Below are 281 nucleotides of genomic sequence, written 5' to 3' on the forward strand. Positions count from 1 at the left end.
GGGCAATGCCGCGGGTCTGGCAGATGGCCGCTGCCTGAATGGTCAACGGATCGTGGCCTTCGGGCAGGACGATGCGCTTGTAGGCCTGCTGCGCGCGCGGGATCAGCTGATAGCGGAACACGGCCGGTGACAGCCGCAGCTCCCGTGGCGTGCCGCAGCGCTGATGCAGCCACTGGGCATCCAGGTGGCCGGCGACGAAATCGGAGATGATCTCCGCACGCTCGCGGTCATCGATGGGGATTTCCTTGTTCAGTTGGTTCAGGCGTGTGGCGGTGTCGTAG

Annotated in this window: 1 pseudogene; it reads right to left on the reverse strand. The window is 65.5% G+C overall.

The features are described 5' to 3' along the window. A pseudogene (locus QMX89_RS22775) lies at nt 1-281 on the reverse strand (phosphate acyltransferase); the annotation flags it as partial.

Origin of the sequence: Pseudomonas sp. PS01301 (genome assembly GCF_029960215.1) — a bacterium.
Taxonomy (GTDB): domain Bacteria; phylum Pseudomonadota; class Gammaproteobacteria; order Pseudomonadales; family Pseudomonadaceae; genus Aquipseudomonas; species Aquipseudomonas coleopterorum.